Below are 18,209 nucleotides of genomic sequence, written 5' to 3'. Positions count from 1 at the left end.
GTGGGGTGGGGTGAGATAGGGGCGAAAGAAGCCTTTGGGGGACAAAAAACCCCCTCAGGGCTTCTTTTTGCCCCCTTTGAGGGCTTGGGGCGCCCCCCCCCCCCCCCCGCCCCCCGACAGAGCAGCATCCGACCCCACAACAGCCCCCCATACATAGCCAAAAGGGGCACGTTGGCCTTGTGTGACCCATGACCAGCCCAAGACGGCGGCCGGCCGCCGAGATCTGGGAAGCGCGTAGCGATCTGACGCGCCCGTCCGCCGCCTGGGCTGCTCTGTTCGTCTTCTCGTGCGGGTATCAGCCCCAGACGGGCGCCGGACGCCAAGCGATGAGGAGCGCGTAGCGATCTGTCGCGCCTGGGGGCTTCCACGGGGGCTGTGGTCGGCCTCTCGTGCGGGTGGTCGCGCCCCTGGCCCGGAATTGCGACTGGTGGGGGCCCGGATGCCCGGCGGGCCGGCCCCCGGCCCCTCGCCCATCACTGAGGGACCCGCCCCTCTCCCATGGACCGTGCCGTTTCTTTGGGGGTTTCCCGGCAGTCTTTCGGCTTTCCGGTTCGGGTCGGTCGGTCAAGGGTGGCCGAAGGCCATCGCGTAGCGACGCGACGAAGGAGCGCCCTTGAGGGACCGGCCCGAACCGGAAGGACGATGGGACTGACGGGAAGCCCCCAACCAGCCCTGAGACCGCCCCAGGGCCTACCGCCCCCGGTACCCCGCCCCGCAGCCGAAGTCGGCCACCGCCCTGCGCCCCCGAGCCCCCGCCCCCCGGTCCGGCCTGGCGGTTGAAGCCGGCCGTCACGGCCCGACGCACCCACCCGCACCCAGGGAGGCGGGTGGGCAACCCCCGCCCCACCCCAGGGGGTCGAGGGGGAGATAGCGGGCCCGTACCGCACCCCCCACCCCACCCCGCCCAACCCCACCCCCCGGCTAGGCCACCGGCAGGGTCAGTACCGCCTCCGCGCCGCCGCCCCGGGCTCGGCGGAACTCCAGGCGGGCGCCGATGGCCTCCGCCTGGCCCGCTGCGATCGTCAGGCCCAGGCCGTGTCCCTTGCCCCCGCTGCGGAAGCGCTGCGGTCCGTCCGCGAGGAGGTACTCGGGGTACCCGTCGCCGTGGTCCCGTACCGTCACCACCGGGCCGTCCACCGTGAGCACCACCGGGGCCCGCCCGTGCTTGTGGGCGTTGGCGAGGAGGTTCCCGAGCACCCGTTCCAGCCGCCGCCGGTCGGTCTCCACGTGCGCGTCCCGCACCACGACCACCTCGGTCTCCAGCCCCGACGCCCGCACCACCCGCCGGGCCAGCCGCTCCAGCTGGTGCAGGTCGGTGTCGACCCGCTCGTTGCCCGAGTCCAGCCGTGAGATCTCCAGCAGGTCCTCCGTCAGCTGCCGCATCGTGCGCACCCGCTCCCGTACCAGCTCCGTCGGCCGTCCCTCCGGCAGCAGTTCCGAAGCCGCCTGCAGGCCCGTCAGCGGTGTGCGCAGCTCGTGCGCGACGTCCGCCGTGAACCGCTGCTCGCTCTGCAGTTTCCGCTGGAGGGTCCCGGCCATGGTGTCCAGCGCGCCCGCCACCGTCGACACCTCGTCCTGGTGCCGTGAGGGGTCCTCCGTGCGGGGGTCGCCGACCCGCGCGTCCAGGTCGCCCTGGGTGATCCGGCGTGCGACCGTCGCCGTCTGGTGCAGCCGCCGCGTCACCCGTGTCACCGCGAAGGCGCCGACCAGCACGGTGCCGCCGAGGGCCAGCACGGAGGATCCGATGATCGCGTTGTCGAGGCCCCGGATGGTTCCCGCGCTCTGCCCGTAGTCGATGAGGGTGGCCAGGGCCTTCCCGTCGGCCGGGGCCGCCGCCCACATCACCGGCCGCCCGCCGGCTTCGCCGATGACCGTCCCGCGCCGGCCGCTCAGCGCGAGTGTGCGCAGCTCCGGCGGCAGCCCCGCCGGGTCGAGTCCGGACTGCGGCGGCAGGGTCTCGCCCGCCTCGTACGCGTACGAGGCCTCGTCGAGCTTGTCCAGCGCCTTGTCCCGGGCCGCCGCCACCGTCTGCCGGGTCACCTCCACGTGCACCAGTACGCCCAGCACCGCCGCGAGCGCGCAGCACATCACCACGATGAAGCAGGCGGACTTCCAGGTCAGCGTGGCCGTCCACGCCGGCAGCCACGCCCTCACGGCGCGCCCGGAGAACTGTTCGAAGGTGTCGCCGCCGACGGGGCCGCCGACGACGCCGCCGCCCCGGCCGGCACCCGTACGATCTGCTCGCGCTCCGGCAGCATCGTCCGCTGCTTCGCGTCCCAGGACCAGGCGGTGATCAGCTCGTAGCCGGGGTTGCCGCTCGGCACGCGCAGGATGACGTCCCGTCCCGCCAGCTCCACGCTGATCACGGTCTCGGTGGTGGCCATGATCCGGTTGATCCGGCCGCCGGCATCCACGGTGTACACGCGTACGGACATCATCCTGTCGGGCAGCTCGATGCCGATCACCAGCTCGTCCTTGCCGTTACCGGTGAGGTCCCTGTAGTACGGCTGCCGCACCGGGCACGCGGACGGGTCCTGGCCGATCTTCCCGCAGGCGCGGATCGCGGCGGCGGTCTCCGCGGGCATGCCGTCCGCGCCGACGCTGATCTCCGGATGCGCGCGCAGCTCCGCCTGCACCAGGGCGACCGGGTCGACCTCGTGCACGTTCTGGCCGGTGATCTTCGGCAGCCCCCGTACGTACTCCGGCGGCGCGCCCCCCGGATCGGCGGGCGGTACCTCGGCGCCCTTCCGCTCGGGCCACAGGTGTACGGGGCCGCTGGCGGTCGGGGTCGGCCCGGCGGAGGCGAGCCCGCCGGTGTTCCCGCAGCCGGCGGCCAGCGGCAGCAGCAGGGCCGCCACCAGCAGTGCTGCGGGGGAGGGCGTGCGCACGTGCGGGCCCTCCTCTGAACGCGGCCGGTCGGCGGTGGTCGATATCCAGCCAACCCTATGCGCAGCTCGACCGCATTTGTCGCCCAGAGGCGCTGATCAGCCGTCCGTACGCCCGCGCCGCAGCATCGCGAAGCCCAGCCCGGCGGCGCCGACGGCCGCGATCCCGCCGCCCGCGGCGAGCAGCAGCACGCCGTCACCGGGCCCGTCGGCCAGCGTGTTCAGCCGCAGCGCCTCGGCGGTGCCGGGGGCGCCGGAGCCGCCCTTGGCCGGGGTGCCGGCCGGGCTGCCGACCGGGGTGCCGGCCGGGGTGTCCAGCGACGCGGGCACGACCTGCCCGGGGGCGCCGCCCGCGCCGTGCCGGGTCCCGGTCTTGTGGCCGTCACCGGCGACGGCGTGGGAGCCGCCCCCGGGCACGGTGTCGCCGACCCAGGAGGACAGCCGCCCGTCGGGCCGCAGCGCGGCGTGCAGCTCACCGGCGGCGCCGACCCCGGTGGACCCGTCGCGGCTGGTCAGGGTGGCGACCTTGGAGCCGGCGCGCAGGATCTCGGCCTGGTATGCGTCCTTCGCGAGGCGGTACACCTTCGCGGTCGACCGGCCGTCGGCGAGGGAGATGCTGCTGACCAGGGTCCGCTGCGCGCCGGAGGCGGCCGGCGCCCCGTCGGCGAGCGCGGCGGCGGTCGGCAGTGCCAGGAGTGCGCCGGCGCATGCGGTCACGGCGGTGGCGCGAACGATGGTGCGGCGGCGGGCGGTTTCCACGGGATTCCCTCGGCAAATGATCAGGGTCTGGCGCTTCCAGACGGCACAAAAGTAGGGCCCGGCCGTTGCGGTAGGGCGATGGCCTTGTAACAGGAAGGCAGCAGGGACCCGACGGAGCTGTTACACAACCGAGGGATTGCCCGGGGGCGCGGCGCCTGCTCCCATGGACGGCGGGGGTGAGGCCGATGCGCGGACTCAAGGTCCTTCCGAGCGGCCGGCCCGGCCGCGGCCGGCTCTACGTCAACCGGCCCGACGGCCAGGCCGTGGCCTGGTACGACCGGCAGGCCAACCGGATCAGCGTCCTGGCGGACGACCAGCGCGAGGCGGTCCTCGCCGTCCTGCACCCGTACCTGACCCGCGGCTGGACCATCGGCCCGCCCCCGGTGCCCACCCCCGCCGAGCTGCGCGGCCTGAGCCTGCCGCCCGACCGGGACCTCGCCCCGAACCGGCCCGGCGAGACCTTGCTGGGCGAGTTGGCGTACGGCTCCCAGGGCAACCGGGCCCGGCACCGGATGCGGCAGGAGCTCCAGGCCCGGCAGCGCACGGGCGCGGAGGTCGACCTGCTGGAGGCCTCCGACTGGCGGGCCCTGCACGACGTGCCGCTGCCCGGCCTGGGGCTGCTGGACCACCTGCTCATCGGCCCGCCGGGCGTCCTCGCCGTCCGTACGGTCCCGGGCCGCCGCCAGCGCGCCCAGGTCGGGGACCTGTTGCTGACGGTGGGCCGGGCCGAGCCCCGCCCGGACCCCCGCTGGATCCGCCGGGCGGCGGCCTGTGCCGCCCGGGTGCTGGCCGCGCCGGTCACCCCGGCCCTGGCCCTGGCCGACGCCTCCCGGGTGGAGGTGGCGCCGACGCAGCGCGACGTCCTGGTCCTCCAGCCGCCGACCCTGACGACCCTCCTGCGGGGTACGCCGGCGACCCTCAAACCCCCGGAGATCGAAGCCCTCTTCGCCGTGGCCCGGGCCCGCCCGGCGTGGGCATAGGGGACTCGGGGGCGGCCCTCAGGCCGAACTCCGCTTGCGCGGCTCGGTCTTCTTCGCGGCGGCCGTCTTCTTCGAGGTGGCGGAAGCGGACTTGGCGGCGGTCGAGGCGGACTTCCTCGCCGTGGAGGTCGACTTGGCGGGCGTGGAGGCGGTCTTGACGGTCTTACGGGCCGTGGAGGTGGACTTCCTGGCAGCGGGAGCGGACTTCGTCGCTGCCGAAGTCGACTTCTTGCCGCCCGGCTTGGCGGAGGCGGACGAGGCCGTCGAGGCCGTCGAGGCCGCCGAGGTGGACTTCGTCGCGGTCTTCCTCCCCGCGGCGGCCGTCTTCCGCCCGGCGGTCCCGGCTGCCGTCGACTTCTTCCCGCCCACCTCCTTGGGCGGCGCGGCGGCAGCCGCCCCGCGCCGGATCGGGGTCACCTCCGCCTCCTTGCCGCCCTCACCCCCCTCGCCGCCCCCGTCGCCGCCCCGCGAGGCCCTGGCGGCCCGCACGCTGTTCTCCAGCGCCGCCATCAGGTCGATCACCTGCCCGCCGGCCGGCTCCACCACCGCCTCCGCGGGCTCGAACGCCCCGCCCGCCTTCGCCGCGATCATCGCCTCCACGGCCTCGCGGTAGTCGTCGTGCAGGGAGGCCATCTCCACCTCGCCCAGCGTCGCCATCAGGGCGTCGGCCAGGTCCAGTTCGGCTTCCCGTACGGACACCGAGGCCTCCGGGGCCACCCCCTCGGGCGCCCTGATCTCGTCCGGCCACAGCAGTCCGTGCATCGCGATCACGTCGTCGACGACCCGCAGCATGCCCAGCCGCTCCCGCCCCCGCAGCGCGTACTTGGCGATCGCCACCCGCCGGCTGCGCTTGAGCGCCTCCCGCAGCAGCGTGTACGGCTTGGCCGCCGTGGCCCCGTTCGCCGCGAGGTAGTACGCGGCGTCCATCTGGAGCGGGTCGATCTCGTCGGCGGGCACGAACGACACGATCTCGATCGTCTTCGCCGTCGCGATCGGCAGCTGCGCCAGGTCCTCCTCCGTGATCGGGATGATCGAACCGTCCGCCTCCTCGTACCCCTTGCCGATCTCGTCGGAGGACACCTCCTCCCCGTCCAGCTCGCACACCTTGCGGTAGCGGACGCGGCCGCCGTCGGTCACATGGATCTGACGGAAGGAGATCGAGTGGCTCTCGGTGGCGTTCACGAGCTTGATCGGGATGCTGACCAGGCCGAAGGAGATCGCCCCGTTCCAAATGGATCGCACGGTTCCTCCTGATTCGTGGCAATCTCATCGTATGACGCCGATCACGATGGTGGAGGGGCGTCGCATCGCGCTCAGCAACCTGGACAAGGTCCTCTACCCGGGGACCGGCTTCACCAAGGGCGAGGTGCTGCACTACTACGCCACCGTCGCGGACGCCCTCCTCGCGCACATCAAGGACCGCCCGCTGTCCTTCCTGCGCTATCCGGACGGCCCGGACGGCCAGCTCTTCTTCACCAAGAACCCGCCGCCCGGCACACCCGCCTGGGTGAAGACCACCCCCGTGCCCCGCTCCGAGGACGAACGGGCCGAACAGGTGGTCGTGTCCGACCTGGCGTCCCTGATGTGGGCGGCCAACCTCGTCGTCGAGTTCCACACCCCCCAGTGGCGGGCCGGCGCCCCCGCCGTCGCCGACCGGCTCGTGTTCGACCTCGACCCCGGCCCGCCCGCCACCGTCCTCGAATGCCGCGCCGCGGCCCTGTGGCTGCGCGAGCGGCTCGCCGCCGACGGCCTGACCGCGTACGCCAAGACCTCAGGCTCCAAGGGCCTCCACCTGGCCGTGGCGCTCGAACCGGTCCCCTCCGCGCGTGCCTCCGCGTACGCCAAGGCCCTCGCCCAGGAGGCCGAGGCCGCGCTCCCCGACCTGGTCGTGCACCGCATGGCGAAGGCGCTGCGCCCCGGCAAGGTCTTCGTCGACCACAGCCAGAACGCCGCCGCCAAGACCACCGCGGCCCCCTACACGCTGCGCGCGCGGCGCCTGCCGACCGTCTCCGCGCCCGTCTCCTGGGCGGAGGTCGAAGCCTGCCGCGATCCCCGCGACCTGGTGTTCCTCGCCGAGGACATCCCGCCCCGGCTGGCCCGCGACGGCGACCTCCTCGCCCCGCTGACCGACCCCGGACGGGCCGGGAGCCTGCCGTGACCCCGCCGGCCGTCCAGGTCGCGCTCGCCGCCGCCGTACGGACCCTGCCGCGGGCGGCGGGCCTGGCGTACGAGCCGAAGTTCGACGGCCACCGCATGGTCGTGCTGCGCACCGGGGAGGACGTGGTGCTCCAGGCCCGCTCCGGGCGGATCGTCACCGCCGCGTTCCCCGATCTGGCGGCGGCCGCACGGCAGTTGCCCGCCGGGACCGTGCTGGACGGGGAGGTGGTCGTCTGGCACGCCGGCCGCACGGACTTCGCGCTGGTCCAGCGGCGCGCGGCGGCGGCGAACGCGGCGCGGGCCGCGGTGCTCGCGCAGAGCCTGCCGGCCTCGTACGCCGCGTTCGACGTGCTGGAGCTGGCCGGGGTGGACGTACGCGGGCGCCCGTACGAGCGGCGCCGGGCCCTGCTGGTCGACCTGCTGCTGCCGCTGGGCCCGCCGCTCCAGCCCGTACCGATGACGACGGACCCGGAGCTGGCCGAGACCTGGTACGAGACCCTGCCCGCCAGCGGCATCGAGGGCCTGGTCGTGAAGCGGCTGGACCAGCCCTACCCCGCCGGGCGGCGCGCCTGGCGCAAGCTCCGGCACACCGACGTGCGGGACGCGGCGGTGATCGGCTACACCGGCACTCCGCGCCGCCCGCTGGCGCTCGTACTGGTCATGCCGGGGGAGGAGGACGAGGCGCCGCTGGTGTCGAGCCCGCTCTCGGCGGTGCTGCGCACGGAGCTGGCGGCGGCCGTCGCGGAACGCGGGGACGCGGGCACCGGCGGGGGCGTGGTCACGGCCATCGGGTTCGGAGAGGTGCCGTTCCGGCTTCTGGACCCCCCGCTGGCGGCCGAGGTCCGGCACACCGCGCTGCGCCACCCGCCGCCGGAGGTGCTGCGGCTGCGGACGGACCTCTGACCCGCGCGGGAGGCGCAGGTCAGAGGCCGGTGGCGGTGGCGGGGCGTTCAGGCGGGGGGTGTTCAGGCGTGCGCGCCGCGCCCCGCGTCGGGCGGTGCCCCGGGCTGCGGGTGCGGTCCCGGGCCCTCGGGCTTCTTGTAGCCGGACTCGCGCTCGGCCCGTACCTCGTCGGCATGGCTGGAGGTGGTGGAGCCGAAGTTCCCGTAGCCCTGCATCTCGTGCGGGCGCAGGCCGCCCTCGGGGATCTCCACCGGGTCACGCTCCTCGCGGACCTCGTGGACCGCCCCGCCCTCGGGCAGGTGCGGCTGGCTCTCCGGGGTGGGCGGCGGCGGCTCCTTCTCCCGGACCCGCTGGCCCAGCTTGAACCCGGCGAGCAGGACGCCGGCGATGACGATGCCGACGACGAAGAACCACGCGATGTCGGTCAGGATCTTGTCCACGCTGAGGATCGTGTCCATAGGGCCCATTTTCCCGCTTTTGCTACTTTTGCACGTGGGAGCAGCGCAAAGAATCCCCCCAATCCCCCCGGAAACCGACCCCGCCCCGGCCCCCACCCCGGCCCCTCACCGCCCCGGGGCGCGCACCGCCCCCTACTCCGAATGGATGAAGGGGGCGGTCACCGCTCACCGCAGCGGCCCGTCCGAGTCCCGCAGCCCCCGCGCGTCCCGGCCCCCGAGCACCCCGAGGATCTCGGCGCAGATGGCCAGCGCCGTCTCCGCCGGGGTCTTGGCCCCCAGATCCAGCCCGATCGGCCCGTGCACCCGCGCCAGGTCGGAAGCACCCAACCCGGCGGCCACCAGACCGTCCTGGCGCCGCGCGGTCGTCCGCCGGGAACCGAGCGCGCCGACGTACGGGATGCCCAGCGCGAGCGCGTTCCGCAGGGTCGGCACGTCGAAGTCCGGATCGTGGCTGAGCAGCACCAGACAGGCGGCGTCCCGGTGCGCGGCCAGCACCTTCTCGGCCTCCGCCGCGTCCTCTACCACGACGGACTCCCAGCCCAGCAGCGCCGACTGCGCGCCGATCACCTCGGCCAGCTCCCCGGTCCCGCCGATCACCACGTGCGGGGCCGACGGGTACGCCTCCACCAGCACCAGCCCGGACCCCCCGTACAGGGCGTCCCGCCCGGGCCGCCGGGTCCCCAGCAGCTCCCCGGCACGCCGCCCGGCGTCGTCGGCCGGCGCGTCGCCGGCCCGTACGACCTCGCTGACGGCGCCGTCCGCGCCCTCGCTGAGCCGGGTCACGAGCGCCACCCCGGCCCCGGTGCCCAGCAGCTCCCACCATTCGGCGGGGATCGCGGACAGCGGCTGCAGCAGCACCTCCGCCTGCCCGCCGCAGGTCAGCTTCGCCGCCGTGGCCTCGCCGGACCCGACCGACACCTCGCACACCCGCGCGGTCCGCCCGGCACCGCCCAGGGCCCCGGCCTCCGCCACCAGCTCGGCGTCGAACACCCCGCGGTACAGGGCCCCGACGCACTCCCCGCGGGCGTCCACGAGCACGGCCCCGGCGGGGTCCCGGGGCCCGAACCCCTGCTCGGTCACGGGCCGGGCCAGGAACGCCACCCGCCCCTCGGCCGTCCACTGCCGCGCCGTCTCCGCAAGCTCACGCATCCTCGTCGCCCCATCCTCTGTGCGCTCCCTCGCCGCAAAGCACCTGGTCAACGGGCACAAAGCGGCCTCGCGAACCACACTAGCCACGCCCCGGGCCGCCACCCATCCCCCGAACCCACAGACCCCGGCCCGTCGCCCTCGTACGGACCACCGGAACCGTCCACGAGTGGCCGCTCCGCCACCACCACGGAGAATCGAGGGAGCGAAGGGAAACTACCGCCCGTGCTCACCCTGAAACGCGCCTTCGACTCCCTCTCCGTGCGCAACTTCCGGCTCTTCTTCCTCGGCCAGCTCCTCTCGGTGACGTGCACCTGGATGATGGTGATCGCGCAGGACTGGCTGGTGCTGGAGCTGTCGGGCGACTCGGGCACGGCACTGGGCGTCGTCACCGCCCTCCAGTTCACACCGGTCCTCCTCCTCACCCTCTACGGGGGCCGGCTCGCCGACCGCCACAGCAAACGCCGCATCCTGGTCCTGGCGAACCTCGCATCGGGCACCCTCTCCCTGCTCCTGGCCCTATGGCTGATGCTCGGCGAGATCCACCTGTGGCACATCTGGCTCTTCGCCCTCCTCCTCGGCGCGGTCAACTCCGTCGAGGCACCCACCCGCATCGCCTTCGTCGGCGAGATGGTCGGCAACGAACTGCTCCCCAACGCGTCGGCCCTGAGCGGCGCCTACTTCAACGCCGCCCGGGTGGCCGGCCCGGCGGCCGCGGGCCTGCTCATCGCCCGCCTCGGCGTCGGCCCGGTCATCCTGCTCAACGCGTGCAGCTACCTGGCGGCCGTGGCGGGCCTCGCCCTGATGCGCCCCGCGGAACTCCACGGCCCGCCCTCCCGCCCGCCCGGCGCCCGGATCGCGGACGGCCTGCGCTACGTGGCCCGCCGCCCGGACCTGGTCCTCCCCCTCACCCTGGTCGGCGTACTGGGCCTGGCCGGCTTCAACTTCCAGCTGACGCTGCCGCTCCTGGCCAAGACCGAGTTCCACACCGGCTCGGCGGCCTTCGGACTGCTGAGCAGCTCCCTCGCGGCGGGCTCCCTGCTGGCCGCCTTCGCGGCGACGGCCCGCCGCACCCGCCCGACGGCGGCGGTGGTCACCGGCTCCGCCCTGGCCTTCGGCGCGACGGAAGCCCTCACGGGCCTGGCCCCCACCCTCCCCACGGCCTGCCTCCTCCTCTCGCTCACCGGCTTCGCGATGATGTACTTCGCCCAGGCGGCCAACCACCGCATCCAACTCGGCTCGGACCCCGCCTACCGCGGCCGCGTGATGGCCCTCTTCACCCTGATCTTCATGGGCACCACCCCCCTGGGCGCCCTCCTGACGGGCTGGCTCTCCGACCACTGGGGCCCCCGCTGGTCCCTCTCCACGGGCGGCCTCCTCTCCCTGACGGCTACGGCGCTTGCCCTGACGCTGACCCCGGCCTCCGAACCCACCCGCACCCTGGACAACTCCCGCACGTGAGAGGGGCGGCAGCCGGGGCGGCCGTATCGATCGCCCTGCACGAGGGAGGCCCCCGCCGACGACGGTTCACCCCTGCGGGGTGGCCTGCCGAAGCTACGCTGGCCGGGTGAAAGCGTGCACCGCCCTGACGAAGTGGCTCGCCACCCTCGACGCCGAGCGCCTGACCATCCTGCTGGAGGAGCGCGGACTGCCGCGCGCCGCCGAAGACCGGCGCATCACCACGCTCCCCGAGCTTGCCGAGTACCTCCTCACCGACGAGTCGGTGAGTCACGGCCTGATGGCGGGTACCGCGGGGGAGCTGGAACTGCTGGTCTCCATCGCCGCGTTGGCACTGGAGCGCCACGGGCCCGCCGCGCTCGGCGCACAGGACGCTCCGCGGTACCCCTGGCAACAGCGCCCGCCGGTGGCGCCGGTGGAGCCCGCGGAACGACTGGTGCCCGAGCGGGATGTGCTGGCCTGGTTCGAGCCAGGAGAGGAACGGCGGCAGGCGGAGCGCACGCTCGCGCGACTGCGAGAGCGCGCGCTGCTGCTTCCCGCGGCCAAAGGCCGACTGGCGCTGCCGCCTCTGCTGCATGTACGGGCCGCCGGGTTCGACGGCTTCGGCCGTCCAGCCGACCGGCTGCTCACCACCGCCTACAACGCCCCCGAGGCCAAACGGATCGCCGCCACCCTCTTCGGTGAGGGCGCTGCCCGTACCCGCGACCAGGCCCAGGACCTCATCACCGCACTCCTCGCCGACCCCGTCCGGGTCCGGGCCCTGGTGGCCGGAGCCCCGGCCCGCGCCCGGGAACTACTGGACCACCTGGTGCCCGGCCCGCCGCTGCTGCGCACCCACTGCTTCGTCAGCCGGTACGGGGCCCAGTACGCGGCCGCGGATTCCAAGTACGTCTTCCGGGACGGCGGAAGCGGTGATGAGGGGACCGACTGGCTGGCCGCTCGCGGGCTCCTGATCCCCATCGGACTCGACCTCGTGGAGCTTCCGTACGAGGTCGCCCGCGCCCTCCGCGACGAGGACGCGCCACCCAGCCCCCGGCTCGAACCGGAGCCGCTCACCGCCACGGCGCCGCTTCCGCCCGGTTGGGAAGGCGAGGCCGGCACGGCCGCCTCCGCGGCCGTCTGGCGGGCCGAACTGGTACTGCGGGCACTGGCCGCCCAGCCCGTCGCGATCCGCAAGGCCGGCGGGATCGCCGTACGCGACACCAGGCGGCTGGCCAAGGCGTCCGGGGCGGACGAGGCCGACACCCGGCTGTGGCTCGACCTCGCGGCGAACGCCGGACTCGCCGCGCCCCGGGACGAGGAGCCGGCCCCCGCGGCCCGTGGCCGCCGGAACGCCAAGGCCGTCCAGCCCTCCGCCCGGCTCCTGCCCAGTGATCGCTACGACGCCTGGGCCGCCGCCCCGGCCGCCGGCAAGCTAATGCCGTTGCTGGCCGCCTGGGCCGTGGTACCCGAAGTCCTGAGCCACTGGCCGGACCCCGACGAGACACCGGTCGCGCTCATCAGCCCGAACGACGAGGACGCCGTGACCCTGCGCACCGGGGTACTGCGCGCTCTCGCCACCCTTCCCTCCGGACACGGGCTGACCGGGGACGCGCGGGGATACGCCGAACTCCTCGTCCTGGCCACGTGGTTCCAGCCGCTCCTGCGAGGACACCTGGCCGAGGACGGAACCGGGGAACTCGCCGTCGCGGACGAACTGCTCGACCGCCTGGCAGCCACCCTGCAAGAGGCGGCCCTGCTCGGCGTGGTCGCCCATGGCGCGCTCACTCCCGTCGGACGCGCCCTGTGCCGCCTGCTGGAGGCGGGCGCAGCTCACCACTACCCCGCCGTGCCCGGAGCGGGCGCCGATCCGGCTTGCCGGGGTTCCGAGGGCCTGGGTGAGGACCTCTCCCTCCGCCCGACGCTGGCGCGGGCGGTGACCGCGCTGCGCGAGGCCCTGTACGACTCCTTGCCCGAGCCCAGCGGCACGGCCTGCTTCCAGAGCGACCTCACCGCCACGGTCACGGGCGCGCCCACCCCCGCCCTCGCCGATCTGCTCTCCGGCGTCGGTGACATCGAGTCCGAGGGCCACGCGGTGGTCTGGCGGATCACCGCTGCCACGGTCCGGCGGGCCCTCGACTCAGGCTGGAGCGCCGACGAACTCCTCGACCGCCTTGCAGCGGTGAGCGAAAGCGGCACCCCGCTGCCTCAGCCACTGGCCTACACGGTCAAGGACACCGCCCGTACCCACGGACAGCTCAAGGTCGTCCGCTCCGCCTGCTGCATCCGCTCGGACGACCCCGGCCTGATCGCCGAGGTGGCCCAGGCCCGCGGCCTGGCCGGACTCCGCCTCCGCCGGATCGCCCCCACCGTCCTGATCTCCACAGCGCCGCCCGAGGAGACCCTCACCGTCCTGCGCGCGGCCGGATACGCCCCCACGCAGGAGGCCGAGACCGGTGCCACCGTCCTCGACCGGGCGCCCACGGACCGCGCGCCGGCTCGCCTCCCGACCCTCGACCAGGCCCACCCGCCCTACGGCGAAGCCGTGCGGGGCGTCCCGGCCAGCGCGCGCACCATGGCCGCCGCGCTCCGTCCGGGCGGCTGAGTCCAGGTCGCGGCATGTGAATCCGCCCCGCTCAGCCCAGGTGGGAGACGAACGCCCGCCACGCCCACGCCCAAGCCCGCGCCCCGAACCCGATCACGGGCCCGGCCGGCCGCTTGCTGTTTCGGACGGGGACGAGGCCGGGGATGTTGTCTGCGACCTCGACGCACTCGCCCTGTCCGCCGCTGCAGCTGCTGACCCGCCACGTTGCGCGGCCGCGACGGGAGGCCTGGCCGTCCTGCTCGCCCTGGATGAGGGGCCGCCCCTCCGCGTACCAGCCGCGGAACCACTTGCCGTCCTGCTTCTTCAGGGTCTGCTCGGTCATCCCCGTACGGCAGTGGTTCCACTCGTTGAGCTGGACCGCGGCCTTGGCCCCGAGGTTCTCCTCCGTCACCAGCTTCAGCGCTTCGCCGATCACGTGGTGCTTCTGTCAGCCGACCGTCAGATCTTGATGACCGTGGCTTGCGTGCCGCACAGCATTGCGAGGTCCTCGGGGTCGGAGGTGAGGATCGTGACCGGGCCGGGTGCGGCGAGGGCGGTGGCGGCGAGCATGGCGTCGATGGCGTACTTGTGGCCATGCAGGCCGACGTCGGCGAGGAGGGTGGCGGCGTGGCGGGCGATCGGTTCGGTGATCGGCTCCACGACGAGGCGGGAGAGCGTCCACTCCAGGGCCGGGCGGTTGATGCGGGGGTGGACCACCTCGACGAGGGTGGCCGCCGAGGTGACCACGCGCAGGTCGTCGGCACGGGCCAGGGTGAGCCAGGCGGTGACCGTTCGGTCGCGCAGGACGGCCTTGGCCAGGCCTTCGCTGTCCAGGACGAGGGTGCCGCCCGGGACCGCGGGGGAGCGGGTCACGCGGCGGTCGCCCCGTGCTGCGCCTGCTCGCGTCGTGCCTGGGTGAGCTGGTCGCGCAGGGACTGGATCTCCTCGTCCGTGACGGGGCCGTGCTCGGCTTCGGCGACGGTGATGAGTTCGTTGAGGTTGTCGCGTTCGATCTGGCGGGCGACGGCCGCGGCCACGTAGGCGGACAGGCCGGAGGGGCCGCTCCGGGCTTTGGCGGCCTCGGCGATGTCGCGCGGCATGGTGATCGAGTACTTGCCGGTAGGCTCACTCATACCACCTATCCTACCTGCCATCCTCCCGGAGGTGGGGCCCTTGAGGCCGGCATGGCTGCCGCAGGCGACACGTTGACCTGGAGAGCGGCGGTGGACGCCAAGCCGAGTTCGGCAGGCCGGGTATGAGGTGCTCTCAGGAGGGGCGAGCGCCGACCCGCGGTCCCGAGGGCACCCGAGCCCTGAACAACTCCCGCACCCGACAGACGGCTTGTCCGCACATACGCGAAGACCCCGACTTCAGCGTTACCGCTGATGGCGGGGTCTTTGGGCACTTCCTGCGAAGTGCCCCCGGCAGGATTCGAACCTGCGCACACGGCTCCGGAGGGCCCGTGCGTCTCAGGCGTTTCAGCAGGTCAGGGGCTAGTAGACCGGCTGAAGGCGCTCGCCAGTCCACGAATGGGCCGCGGCCAACGATGGACTACGGCTGAGGGAAGCTCTGCTTGAGCCACTCCCGAACGGAGTCCACGGTCGTCCGCCCGTGCTGCCGCAGCACATCGATGATGTCCCGCCCGCAGACCAGTGCAATCGGATGTCCGTCTTCGTGTACCTCGTCCTGCACCTGCTTGTTGAAGAACGAGGTCGTGACCAGCACACCGAAGTTGCGGTGCCGGAGCCGTGAGATCAACCGGGAAACCTCGCGTACGCCGACCGAGCTGTCTGTTGCGTAGCACTTGGCTTCAAGGGCGAAGTCGATCGCGATGGGGTTCGCCACCGGGCCCAGCACGTAAATGCCCACCGCGTCTCGCCCGCCGTCCCGGCTTGGGCGGGTGACGTCTACTGCTCCCGTGCTCGGGGCGATCAGCCGCCAGATGGAAACTGCGCAGGCCTCGAAGTCGTGCTCGCGTCCGCGGAAGTACTCGCGGATCTCTTCCAGCATGGCCCGGCCGGCAGGGTCATCAGGAAGCTGGTTCGCCTTCGAGCGGATGACGGTGGTGGAAGGTGCCAGCAGGGGCCGGTACACGCGGCTCTCGACCCAGGTCCGCCACACGTCGGGGCAGTCTCCACCCAGAGGGCCTCCTCCATCGAGTAGCTGCTGGATCCAGGTGCGGGGGATCAGGTTGTGGTCGAGCACGGTGAAGCGCGCCCGGTAGTTCTGGAATCTCTTGTCTCCAGTTGCCCGCCAGATCGCTGCCAGCTCTTCGTCAGAGGTCATGGTTGGCCCACCAGGGGCCAACAGGCCACGGAATCTGACCGACCGGCCTGACGTTCCCGACTTCTCGAAGAGGAGAAAGGGCGGGACGCTAGCGCGCTCCGCGGGGGTCCCGTAGGACGCCTTGAACGCGTCCCGCATTAGGGCGTTGCCCAACCGCTTGGTCTCGTGGAGCCCTTGCCCCGGCTTCTTGTTGTCGCCGTAGTAGGTGAAGGTGCCCGTCTGCACGTCAAGGTGGTCAGGCCAGTCCACGTCCTCGCCGCTGGTATACAGCACGACCAAGCGCACTGTTCCCTTGGCTGGCGAGCCGGCGTACCTGAAGCCGCCCTGGTTGCCAACACCCTTTATCAGCTTGGACATCGGGTCGTCGCCGGTGTTGCCCTTCGCCCCACCTGCGTAGAGCTTGTCGACCACAAGGTCAGCGGACGGCAGGTCTGCGAACGGCACGTGGGGTTCAGGAGCCACAGGGAGGGTCATGCTCCATGGTCTACCACCCTGCACTGACAGTCCCGCGGCCGCTGGCTCGTCTGCTGCGGTGTCTGGCGAAGGCGAACCAGTCCTAGCTGTCAGTGCTGTTGCGTAGGATCCCCCCGGTACCGCCGGGTGATCTTGAGGGATGGTTGATGCGACCACTGCGCGTGATGGACCTCTTCGCAGGCTGCGGGGGGTTCAGTGAAGGGTTCCGTTCGTTCGCCGCGACGGGGCAAGCCTGTGAGAACGCCTTCACCACCGTTGCGGCCGTGGAATACGCCCCTGCGGCAGCTGCTACCTTCCAGGCCAACCATGTGGGCGCCAATGTGATGTGCCTCGACATAGAGAAGTTCGATGCGTACGACTTTGAGGGTGGCGTCGACGTCATCACCGGCGGGCCGCCCTGTCAGGGTTTTTCAGGCCTGGGAAAGGAGGATCATTTTGATCCGCGAAACGCCCTCTGGGAGCAGTACGCCAGGATTGTGAGCCAGGTACGCCCAAAGGCATTCGTCCTGGAGAACGTCGACCGATTCTTCAAATCCTATGAGTATGCGCGGCTCCAGGAGGCCGTCCAGCCGGGAGGCATTCTCGCGGACTACACCCTGGCTGGGGGGATCCTGAACGCCGCGGACTACGGCGTTCCTCAGGCGCGTAGGCGCGCCATAGTTATCGGGACGCACCATTCGGTCGGTAACGCGATCGCGCTTCCCGCCCCGACACATGCGAAAGAGCCGCCACGAACTGATGCTCTTTCCCTGTTTGATTCGGAGCCCAAACTCGCGTCCTGGATTCCGGTTGACCCAGTCTTCCAGCGATCCGCGGCACTGGAGATCCGTGGAACGCTTCTTCCTGAGCGCAAGAGGGCCGACAATATCGACGGGCCGTTCTCGACGGGCGAGCTGCATATCGGACGAAATCCGACGGCCCTCTCGTTGGCCCGATATCGAGCAATTCCGGCAGGTGGTAACCGGGCGAACCTCCGCGGCGTGGAGGCCGAAGTCGATGGCAGGATCGTGTACCTCGGTACGGAGAGCTGGGACAGGCACCGCAACGGCTCTGGAGATGTGATGGGGCGCCTTCGTCTCGGGCAGCCGTCTGTCACAATCCGCACAGAGTTCTACAAGCCTGAGAAGGGCCGCTACCTCCACCCTGCGGAGGATCGCCCCATCACGCACTTCGAGGCCGCACTCCTACAGGGCTTTCCTGAGGACTACCTCTGGCATGGGACGAAGATCGAGATCGCTCGACAGATCGGCAACGCGGTACCTGTGGGGCTGGCACGTGCCGTCGCCGGCGCCGTCCACCAGCGGCTCGCTAGCTGAGGCGCCGCAGAAGGATGACTCTCCGCTCTGCCTGGCCCGTCTCTGGCGTGGGCAAGCTGCTCAGTCTCAGAAGTCATGGGTGGCTGCGATGTCGTGGCGTGAGTCATCGCGGGTTCAGGTTCCATACTCTCCGCGGGGCAGCCCAGATTCGCGAACATGGCTGCATGCCTACTCTCGCGGTGCGATGCTGCGGATGTGAACATCAACACCCCTGGCAGGCAGCTCCTCTTCTCGACCGTGCGCATAGGCAACGTCCAGGCATCGGGCGTTAAGACGGGGACGGGCTTCGTCTTGTTTGTCGATCTTGAGAATGGCCATATGTGCCCTCTCTTGGTAACGAACAAGCATGTCGTTAGCGACGCTCTCCGCCTCTCCGCGCACTTCATCGCACGCAAGCATGGTACCGATGAGCCAAACCTTGGCCACGGTGTCGAGGTGACCTTTCCTCCTGATTCCTATTTTGGGCACCCGAACCCTGCGATTGATATCGCAGTTATTCCACTAGCCGGCATATTGGTGGAGTGTGGAGAGCAGCTCTTCATGAAGGCTCTCCCGCTGTCCTTGCTGGCCACCGACATGGAGAACCTCTACGTCGACGCGATCGAAGAGGTCACATTCATTGGGTACCCTGATGGCCGGTGTGATCCTAAGCATCTCACTCCCATCGTGCGGCGGGGGATCACTGCAACTCCGTTGGACCTGGACATGGGAGGCGATCCCGCCTTCCTAATCGATGGGTCCGTGTTTGGGGGAAGTAGTGGCAGCCCGGTTTTTCTCCTAAACGAGGGCGCGTACCGAGGTGCAGAAAATGGGCTGAACATCGG

At 72.0% G+C, this 18,209-nt stretch carries 17 protein-coding genes; 7 read left to right on the top strand and 10 right to left on the bottom strand.

The features are described 5' to 3' along the window. Positions 1-921: 921 nt before the first annotated feature. The 3 genes from AC07A6_RS37015 to AC07A6_RS37005 form a co-directional block, all read right to left on the bottom strand. Complete coding sequence (locus AC07A6_RS37015) at positions 922-2,154, bottom strand: histidine kinase dimerization/phospho-acceptor domain-containing protein (protein WP_478780054.1); 1,233 nt, start codon at positions 2,152-2,154, stop codon at positions 922-924. Then, positions 2,151-2,888, bottom strand: coding sequence for a hypothetical protein (locus tag AC07A6_RS37010; RefSeq protein WP_478780053.1), 738 nt, complete (start codon positions 2,886-2,888; stop codon positions 2,151-2,153). The genes AC07A6_RS37015 and AC07A6_RS37010 overlap by 4 nt, the downstream gene beginning before the upstream one ends. A gap of 96 nt (positions 2,889-2,984) precedes the next feature. Further along, positions 2,985-3,644, bottom strand: a complete 660-nt coding sequence (locus tag AC07A6_RS37005) for a hypothetical protein (RefSeq protein WP_478780052.1) — start codon at positions 3,642-3,644, stop codon at positions 2,985-2,987. Positions 3,645-3,829: 185 nt separating this feature from the next. Here AC07A6_RS37005 and AC07A6_RS37000 point away from each other — a divergent pair, with 185 nt between their 5' ends. After that, complete coding sequence (locus AC07A6_RS37000) at positions 3,830-4,624, top strand: NERD domain-containing protein (RefSeq protein WP_386273235.1); 795 nt, start codon at positions 3,830-3,832, stop codon at positions 4,622-4,624. Between the two features lie 18 nt (positions 4,625-4,642). Here the strand turns inward: AC07A6_RS37000 and ku are convergent, their stop codons facing one another. Beyond that, a complete protein-coding gene (gene ku, locus AC07A6_RS36995) occupies positions 4,643-5,866 on the bottom strand; it encodes a non-homologous end joining protein Ku (RefSeq protein ID WP_478780051.1) in 1,224 nt (407 codons plus the stop codon). 31 nt (positions 5,867-5,897) lie between these two features. On the opposite strand from ku, the gene ligD reads away from it, so the two are divergent. Together ligD and AC07A6_RS36985 are read left to right on the top strand one after the other, a co-directional pair. After that, positions 5,898-6,782: a non-homologous end-joining DNA ligase gene (ligD, locus tag AC07A6_RS36990; protein ID WP_478780050.1), complete on the top strand. Its 885-nt coding sequence runs from the start codon at positions 5,898-5,900 to the stop codon at positions 6,780-6,782. Beyond that, positions 6,779-7,684 (top strand): ATP-dependent DNA ligase, encoded by a 906-nt coding sequence (locus AC07A6_RS36985; RefSeq protein ID WP_478780049.1) that lies wholly within the window; start codon positions 6,779-6,781, stop codon positions 7,682-7,684. Before ligD ends, AC07A6_RS36985 begins: the two co-directional genes overlap by 4 nt. 62 nt (positions 7,685-7,746) lie before the next feature. Here the strand turns inward: AC07A6_RS36985 and AC07A6_RS36980 are convergent, their stop codons facing one another. Together AC07A6_RS36980 and AC07A6_RS36975 are read right to left on the bottom strand one after the other, a co-directional pair. Then, on the bottom strand, positions 7,747-8,142 hold the full coding sequence (locus AC07A6_RS36980) for a DUF6479 family protein (RefSeq protein WP_362467212.1): 396 nt from the start codon (positions 8,140-8,142) through the stop codon (positions 7,747-7,749). Positions 8,143-8,307: 165 nt separating this feature from the next. Then, positions 8,308-9,291 (bottom strand): XdhC family protein, encoded by a 984-nt coding sequence (locus tag AC07A6_RS36975; protein ID WP_478780048.1) that lies wholly within the window; start codon positions 9,289-9,291, stop codon positions 8,308-8,310. Positions 9,292-9,513: 222 nt separating this feature from the next. On the opposite strand from AC07A6_RS36975, the gene AC07A6_RS36970 reads away from it, so the two are divergent. Further along, a complete protein-coding gene (locus AC07A6_RS36970) occupies positions 9,514-10,749 on the top strand; it encodes an MFS transporter (protein ID WP_478780047.1) in 1,236 nt (411 codons plus the stop codon). Between the two features lie 106 nt (positions 10,750-10,855). Next, positions 10,856-13,330: a helicase-associated domain-containing protein gene (locus tag AC07A6_RS36965; protein WP_478780046.1), complete on the top strand. Its 2,475-nt coding sequence runs from the start codon at positions 10,856-10,858 to the stop codon at positions 13,328-13,330. Positions 13,331-13,361: 31 nt separating this feature from the next. On the opposite strand, the gene AC07A6_RS36960 is transcribed toward AC07A6_RS36965, so the two are convergent. The 4 genes from AC07A6_RS36960 to AC07A6_RS36945 form a co-directional block, all read right to left on the bottom strand. Beyond that, positions 13,362-13,745: a DUF397 domain-containing protein gene (locus AC07A6_RS36960; RefSeq protein WP_478780045.1), complete on the bottom strand. Its 384-nt coding sequence runs from the start codon at positions 13,743-13,745 to the stop codon at positions 13,362-13,364. A 23-nt stretch (positions 13,746-13,768) separates the two neighbouring features. Then, complete coding sequence (locus tag AC07A6_RS36955) at positions 13,769-14,182, bottom strand: PIN domain-containing protein (protein ID WP_386273225.1); 414 nt, start codon at positions 14,180-14,182, stop codon at positions 13,769-13,771. Then, the gene (locus tag AC07A6_RS36950; protein WP_478780044.1) at positions 14,179-14,442 is read right to left on the bottom strand and encodes a CopG family transcriptional regulator; all 264 of its coding nucleotides are present in this window, start codon (positions 14,440-14,442) and stop codon (positions 14,179-14,181) included. Before AC07A6_RS36950 ends, AC07A6_RS36955 begins: the two co-directional genes overlap by 4 nt. A gap of 418 nt (positions 14,443-14,860) precedes the next feature. Continuing rightward, positions 14,861-16,069 carry a restriction endonuclease gene (locus AC07A6_RS36945; protein ID WP_478780043.1) on the bottom strand — a complete coding sequence of 403 codons (1,209 nt, stop codon included), beginning with the start codon at positions 16,067-16,069 and terminating at the stop codon, positions 14,861-14,863. 164 nt (positions 16,070-16,233) lie between these two features. Here AC07A6_RS36945 and AC07A6_RS36940 point away from each other — a divergent pair, with 164 nt between their 5' ends. Together AC07A6_RS36940 and AC07A6_RS36935 are read left to right on the top strand one after the other, a co-directional pair. After that, a complete protein-coding gene (locus tag AC07A6_RS36940) occupies positions 16,234-17,385 on the top strand; it encodes a DNA cytosine methyltransferase (protein ID WP_478780042.1) in 1,152 nt (383 codons plus the stop codon). 195 nt (positions 17,386-17,580) lie between these two features. Beyond that, positions 17,581-18,209, top strand: a 629-nt coding sequence (locus AC07A6_RS36935) for a trypsin-like peptidase domain-containing protein (RefSeq protein ID WP_478780041.1), incomplete at its 3' end; no start/stop codon positions are given.

This window comes from Streptomyces sp. NPDC044002 (assembly GCF_056434525.1).
The sequence above is the reverse complement of the archived record's forward strand: the minus strand, read 5'-3'. Positions and strand labels throughout refer to the sequence as shown.